Genomic DNA, 5,723 nt, shown 5'->3' with positions numbered 1-5,723 from the left:
CGGGCGGAGTCAGCGGCTGGTCAGCCGGCAGCTGCGCCGCGCCGTCGAGCTGCGCGACGGCGGCTGCGTCTTCGCCGGCTGTGATGCGCCGAGCCACTGGGCCGACGTGCACCACCTCGTGCACTGGATCGACGGCGGCGAGACCAGCCTGGACAACAGCGCACTGTTGTGCGAGCGGCACCACACCCAGGTCCACCACGGCTTCCGCGTCGAACGACAACCCGACGGGCGGTGGCACACCTTCCGGCCCGATGGCACCGAGATCAGCACCCCGACACCGCTGGTACCCGCCGCCTGAGTCCTACGGCTCGACCACCCGGCGCTCGGCCGTGAGCTCGCTCGGGGTGTCACCGGTGTTCACCGTCGCGCTCGGCTCCACCAGCAGCACCTGCGCGCCCTCGGGCGAGTACGGCTGGTGCGGCGTGCCCCGCGGCACCACGTGGAGCTGACCCGGGCCGAGCGTGACGTCGCCGTCGTCCATCCGGATGGTCAGCGAGCCGGCGAGGACGAGGAAGACCTCGTCGGTCTCCGGGTGGCTGTGGCGGGTGAACTCGCCGCGGGTGTGCACGACACGGACGTCGTAGTCGTTGAGCACCGCCACGGTCCGCGGCGACCACGGCTCGTCGACGGTGGCCAGCACCGCGGCGAGGTCGACCGGGCCGGTCACGGCGCCGCCTCCACCGACTCGGGCGCACGCGCGAGGGCCCGGTCGACGAGGTCGAGCAGTCGCCGGCTGACCTCGGGACGGCGCTCGAGCTGGACCATGTGCCCGACGCCGGGGTAGACGGCCAGCTCCGCCAGTGGCAGCGCCTCGGCGATCGCCCGGCTGTGCTCGACCGGGCAGAGCCGGTCGGCGTCGCCCACGGCCACCAGCGCCGGCACCTCCGCCAGCGCCTCCAGCGCCGTCGCGCGGTCGTGGTCGGAGAAGGTGGGCAGGAAGGCGGCCACCGTCTCCGCCGTGCACGCGCGGTGCACCTCCATCGCCAGCCGGACGTCGGCCGGGTCGGCGGTCCCGCCGAAGATCAGCTTCATGTCCAGCGGGCCGACGGCGCGCGGCCTGCCCGCCTGCTCGGCCCGCACCGCGCGCTCGTTGAGCACCGGCAGCAGGCGCTTGACCACCCGGGCCACCGGCGCCGGCAGCCCGTAGGTCACCGCGTCCAGGCCCCCGCTGCTGGTGCCGACGAAGGCCACCCCGACGACGCGGCTGCCGAACAGGTCGGGCCGCTGCTCGGCCAGCGCCATGAGCGTCATGCCGCCCATCGAGTGCCCCGCGACGACGACCGGCCCGGCCGGGGCCACCTCCTCGACCACCCGGGCCATGTCCCGCCCGAGGTGCTCGATGGTGGCGCGGTCGCGCGTCGTCGCCCCGGACCGCCCGTGCCCGCGGTGGTCGTAGGTGACCACCCGCAGGTCGGGGCGGGCCTCGAGCAGGTCGCGCACCTGCCCGGCCCACAGCCGCGAGGACTGCACGTACCCGTGCGCCAGGACGACGGTGGCGACCGGCTGCTCCGCGCCGAACTCCTCGACGTGCAGCGCGACGCCGTCCTCCGTGGTCACCGTGCGCACCCGCCCCTGCGGCGGCGGTGGCAGGTCCGGCGTCTCGGCCGGACGGGCGGCGCGGCGGCGGGCGAGGGCCGCACCGGCGGCGAGGGCGACGAGGCCGGCAGCGGCGGCGGTGGACGGGCGCATGGTGGCGGACTCCCGGGTGGTCAGGCGGGGACGGGGACGCGCCGGGCGGCGCGCAGCTCGTAGGACTCGGCGTCGAACCGCCGCATCAGGCGCACGAAGGGGAGCGTGTGCGTGGGCCAGAGCGTGAAGTTGCGCCCCTGCGCGTCGCGGTACCAGGACCGGCAGCCGCCGGCGTTCCACACGGTGCCGGTGAGCTCGGCCTGCAGCCGCGCGTTGTAGGCCTCCTGCGCCGACCGCCGCACCTCGAGCGCGGCGGCGCCGGCCTCCCGCAGCGCCCGCAGCGCCGCGACGACGTAGCCGATCTGCGCCTCGATCATGATCACGACGGAGGTGTGGCCGAGCACGGTGTTCGGGCCGAGCAGCAGGAACAGGTTGGGGAAGCCGGCCACGGTGGTGCCGCGGTGGGCCTGCACGCCCGAGCGCGCCCACTCCTCGTGCAGCGTGCGGCCCTCGCGGCCGGTCAGCCGGTGGGCCAGCGGGATGTCCATCACCCGGAACCCGGTGCCGTGGACGACGACGTCGACCTCGTGCTCGGACCCGTCGGCGGCGACCACCGCGTGCGGGCGCACCTCGGTGACCGGCGAGGCGACCACCCGCACGTTCGGCCGGGTCAGGGAGCGCAGGTAGTCGTCGCTGACGATCACCCGCTTGCAGCCGATGGCGTAGTCCGGGGTGAGCGCGGCACGCAGCTGCGGGTCGAGCACCTGCTCCTCGAGGAACCGCAGCGCCTGCTTCTCGAACAGCCCGCGCAGCCGCCCGCCGCCGATGAACGCGCGCAGCCGGGCCTCGCGGGACCAGTACTGCAGACCGCGGGCCAGCCGCAGGAAGCCCGGCACGCCGGCGTGCAGCCGGTGCTCGCGGTCGCTGTAGGCGCGGTCGGCCCGCGGGATGACCCACGGTGGGGTGCGCTGGAAGACGACGACCTCCGCCGCCGTCTGCTGCAGCTCGGGCACGAACTGGGCGGCCGACGCGCCGGTGCCGACGACGGCGACCCGCTTCCCGGCGAGGTCGACCGAGTGGTCCCAGCGGGCGGAGTGGAACGACGGGCCGCGGAACGTCCCGACGCCGGGCACGTCGGGCAGGTGCGGCTCGACCAGGCCGCCCGCCCCGCTCACGACGACGTCGGCGGTGAGGCTGCCGCGTGAGGTCTCCAGCCGCCACAGCAGCGCGTCGTCGTCCCACTGCCCGGAGACGACGTCGGTGCCGCAGTACAGGTGGGGGAGGACGCCGTGGTCGGCGGCGACCTGTTCGAGGTACTCCCGGATCTCGGCCTGCCGCGAGTAGACGTGCGACCAGTCGCGCTTGGGTGCGAAGGAGAACGAGTAGAGGTGGCTGGGCACGTCGCAGGCGGCGCCCGGGTAGGTGTTGTCCCGCCAGGTGCCGCCGAGGCTGTCGGCCCGCTCCAGGACGACGACGTCGTCGATGCCCGCCCGCGCCAGCGCGACCGCGGTGCCGATGCCGGAGAACCCGCTGCCGACGACGACCACCCGGGCGTGCGCCGGGAGCGGTCCGGCGGCGGTGGCGTGCCGCGACGTCGTCGTGGGCAGGACCAACGGTGCCTCCTACGGTGCGGGGGGGGGGGTGACGAGGGTCGCACGCGTCGCCGGCGGATCGGCGGGGGCCCGGTCCGCGCGCGCGGCGGCCCGTAGGCTGGGCTTCCGTGAGTCTCACCATCGGGATCGTCGGGCTGCCCAACGTCGGCAAGTCGACGCTGTTCAACGCGCTGACCAAGAACGACGTCCTGGCGGCGAACTACCCCTTCGCCACGATCGAGCCGAACGTCGGCGTCGTCGGCGTCCCCGACGAGCGGCTGGGGAAGCTCGCCGAGCTGTTCTCCTCGCAGAAGGTCGTGCCGGCGACGGTGTCGTTCGTCGACATCGCCGGCATCGTGCGCGGCGCCAGCGAGGGACAGGGACTGGGCAACAAGTTCCTCGCCAACATCCGCGAGAGCGACGCGATCTGCCAGGTGATCCGCGTGTTCAGCGACCCCGACGTCGTGCACGTGGAGGGCAAGGTCTCCCCGCGAGACGACATCGAGACGATCAACACCGAGCTCGTCCTCGCCGACCTGCAGACGCTGGAGAAGGCAGTCCCGCGGCTGGAGAAGGAGGCGCGCAAGGACAAGGAGCGCGCGGCGCTGCTGTCGGCCGCGCAGGCCGCCGTCGAGGTGCTGAACACGGGGCAGACGCTGTTCGCCGCCGGGGTGGACCCCGCGCCGCTGCGGGAGCTGACGCTGCTGACGACCAAGCCATTCCTGTACGTCTTCAACGTCGACGCCGACGAGCTGGCCAACGAGGAGCTGATCGGCGAGCTGCGCGCGCTGGTGGCGCCGGCCGAGGCGATCCTGCTCGACGCCAAGACCGAGGCCGAGCTCGTCGAGCTGCCGGCCGAGGAGGCCGCGGAGCTGCTGGAGTCGATCGGGCAGAGCGAGCCGGGCCTCGACCAGCTCGCGAGGGTCGGCTTCCGCACGCTCGGCCTGCAGACCTACCTGACGGCCGGGCCGAAGGAGGCGCGCGCCTGGACGATCCCGGTCGGCGCCACCGCCCCGCAGGCCGCGGGGGTCATCCACACCGACTTCCAGCGCGGCTTCATCAAGGCCGAGGTGGTCTCCTACGACCAGCTGGTGGAGGCCGGTTCGATGGCGGAGGCGAAGTCCCGCGGCTGGGTGCGCATCGAGGGCAAGGACTACGTCATGGCCGACGGCGACGTCGTGGAGTTCCGCTTCAACGTGTAACTCCTCTCCGTCTTCGCTGGTCAGGCTTGTGCGGCCTGGTCCGATGGCGCGGTGATGGCACACCACGCCTCATCGACGGCGCGGCGCGTCCGCTCCTCGCTGTCGGGCATCGGGTGTCCGTAGGTGCTGAGGACCAGGGCCGCGTTCTCATGCCCCAGTCGTTCAGCGACGGCCACGACGGACTCCCCGGCGGCCAGCAGCACCGAGACGTAGTGATGGCGCAGGTCGTGCGACGTCGTGCCGGCCGGCAGCCAGCACGCTCCACAGCGGCCGCGAAGATCCGCGTGCCGTAGTAGTCGTGCCGGTACACCGCCCCGGTCCTGGTCGTGAAGATCGATCCGTCGATCGCGGGCGGGAACTCGGCGATGTGTGAGGCGAGCGCGTCGGCAACGACCTGGGGGAGCGGCAGCGTGCGCCGCGACCGCGGGGTCCTGGGCTCGGATCGCGTCTTCGCGCCGGGCGCGATCAACCACTCAACCCGGACGCTGCGCCGCAGGAAGTCGACGTCCTCCACGCGCAGGGCGAGGAGCTCGCCGATCCGCAGTCCCAGGCCGGCCTGAGCAACCACCATCGCGCGGTTGCGCGCGGGCATCGCTCTCGAAAGTCCCTGAACCTGCTCGACGCTGAGCGGCACGACGCGAGCTCGTTCGTGTCGGGGAGGGCTACCCGTACCACCGGCGAAGACGCGACGAGCCGATCGAGCACTGCACTCGAGTACATCGATCGCAGCAGCGATACCAGGTTGCGCAGCGTCGACGGGGCGAGCACCTGAGCGCGGTCGGTGGCCCACGTCTGCACCTCGGACGGGCGCACCGCTGAGAGGCGCCGGTCGCCGAGTGGCGTGCCGGCGATGTGGACCTCAATCAGCCCGGACACGCGTCGGGCCGTTGTCGGCCGGTGAGGACGGGCGCCAGCCCAAGCTTGCGCGTACTCGGCAACCGTGGTGCGGTCGTTGTGGTCGACGTACTGCCCGCGCAGCTTGTCAGCCTCGACTGTCGCAGCGAACCGGTCGGCGTCGCCCTTCCTCGCGAACGTCCTGCTTGCGCTGTCGGCCGTCCGGGTCCCGCCAGCGGGCATCCCAGACCCTGACCTCACGGCCGCCGCGACGGCTCAGACGCGGCTCGACGCTGGCCGTGGTCAGTGGCTGATGCCCACTTGGGAGCGCCCTCACCGCTAGGGAGTGTCTGGCGGATCTTGCCGCCGTGGGTGTAGAGCGGTCGGATGCAGGACCGGCATGACCTGACTGATGAGCAGTGGGCGGTGCTCGAGCCGCTGCTGCCCGATCGCACTCCGCGACGAG

General features: G+C 73.3%; 6 protein-coding genes. 2 read left to right on the top strand and 4 right to left on the bottom strand.

The features are described 5' to 3' along the window. The coding region (locus tag ACI8AD_RS24865; RefSeq protein WP_456873207.1) for an HNH endonuclease signature motif containing protein at window positions 1-298 on the top strand (298 nt) is incomplete at its 5' end. Window positions 299-301: 3 nt separating this feature from the next. On the opposite strand, the gene ACI8AD_RS24860 is transcribed toward ACI8AD_RS24865, so the two are convergent. Genes ACI8AD_RS24860 through ACI8AD_RS24850 form a run of 3 tightly spaced genes read right to left on the bottom strand, consistent with a single transcriptional unit; the run spans window position 302 to window position 3,242 of the window. Then, window positions 302-667, bottom strand: a complete 366-nt coding sequence (locus ACI8AD_RS24860) for a cupin domain-containing protein (protein ID WP_456873206.1) — start codon at window positions 665-667, stop codon at window positions 302-304. Then, window positions 664-1,689: an alpha/beta fold hydrolase gene (locus ACI8AD_RS24855; protein WP_456873205.1), complete on the bottom strand. Its 1,026-nt coding sequence runs from the start codon at window positions 1,687-1,689 to the stop codon at window positions 664-666. The genes ACI8AD_RS24860 and ACI8AD_RS24855 overlap by 4 nt, the downstream gene beginning before the upstream one ends. Window positions 1,690-1,709: 20 nt before the next feature. Then, window positions 1,710-3,242, bottom strand: a complete 1,533-nt coding sequence (locus ACI8AD_RS24850; RefSeq protein WP_456873204.1) for a flavin-containing monooxygenase — start codon at window positions 3,240-3,242, stop codon at window positions 1,710-1,712. A gap of 107 nt (window positions 3,243-3,349) precedes the next feature. Here ACI8AD_RS24850 and ychF point away from each other — a divergent pair, with 107 nt between their 5' ends. Next, entirely contained in the window at window positions 3,350-4,423 is a 1,074-nt protein-coding gene (gene ychF, locus ACI8AD_RS24845; protein ID WP_456873203.1) for a redox-regulated ATPase YchF, read from the top strand. A gap of 20 nt (window positions 4,424-4,443) precedes the next feature. Here the strand turns inward: ychF and ACI8AD_RS24840 are convergent, their stop codons facing one another. Beyond that, window positions 4,444-4,626, bottom strand: coding sequence for a hypothetical protein (locus ACI8AD_RS24840; protein WP_456873202.1), 183 nt, complete (start codon window positions 4,624-4,626; stop codon window positions 4,444-4,446). Between the last annotated feature and the right edge of the window lie 1,097 nt (window positions 4,627-5,723).

The organism is Geodermatophilus sp. SYSU D00766, assembly GCF_054049915.1.
This window is presented reverse-complemented; position numbering and strand designations above follow the sequence as displayed.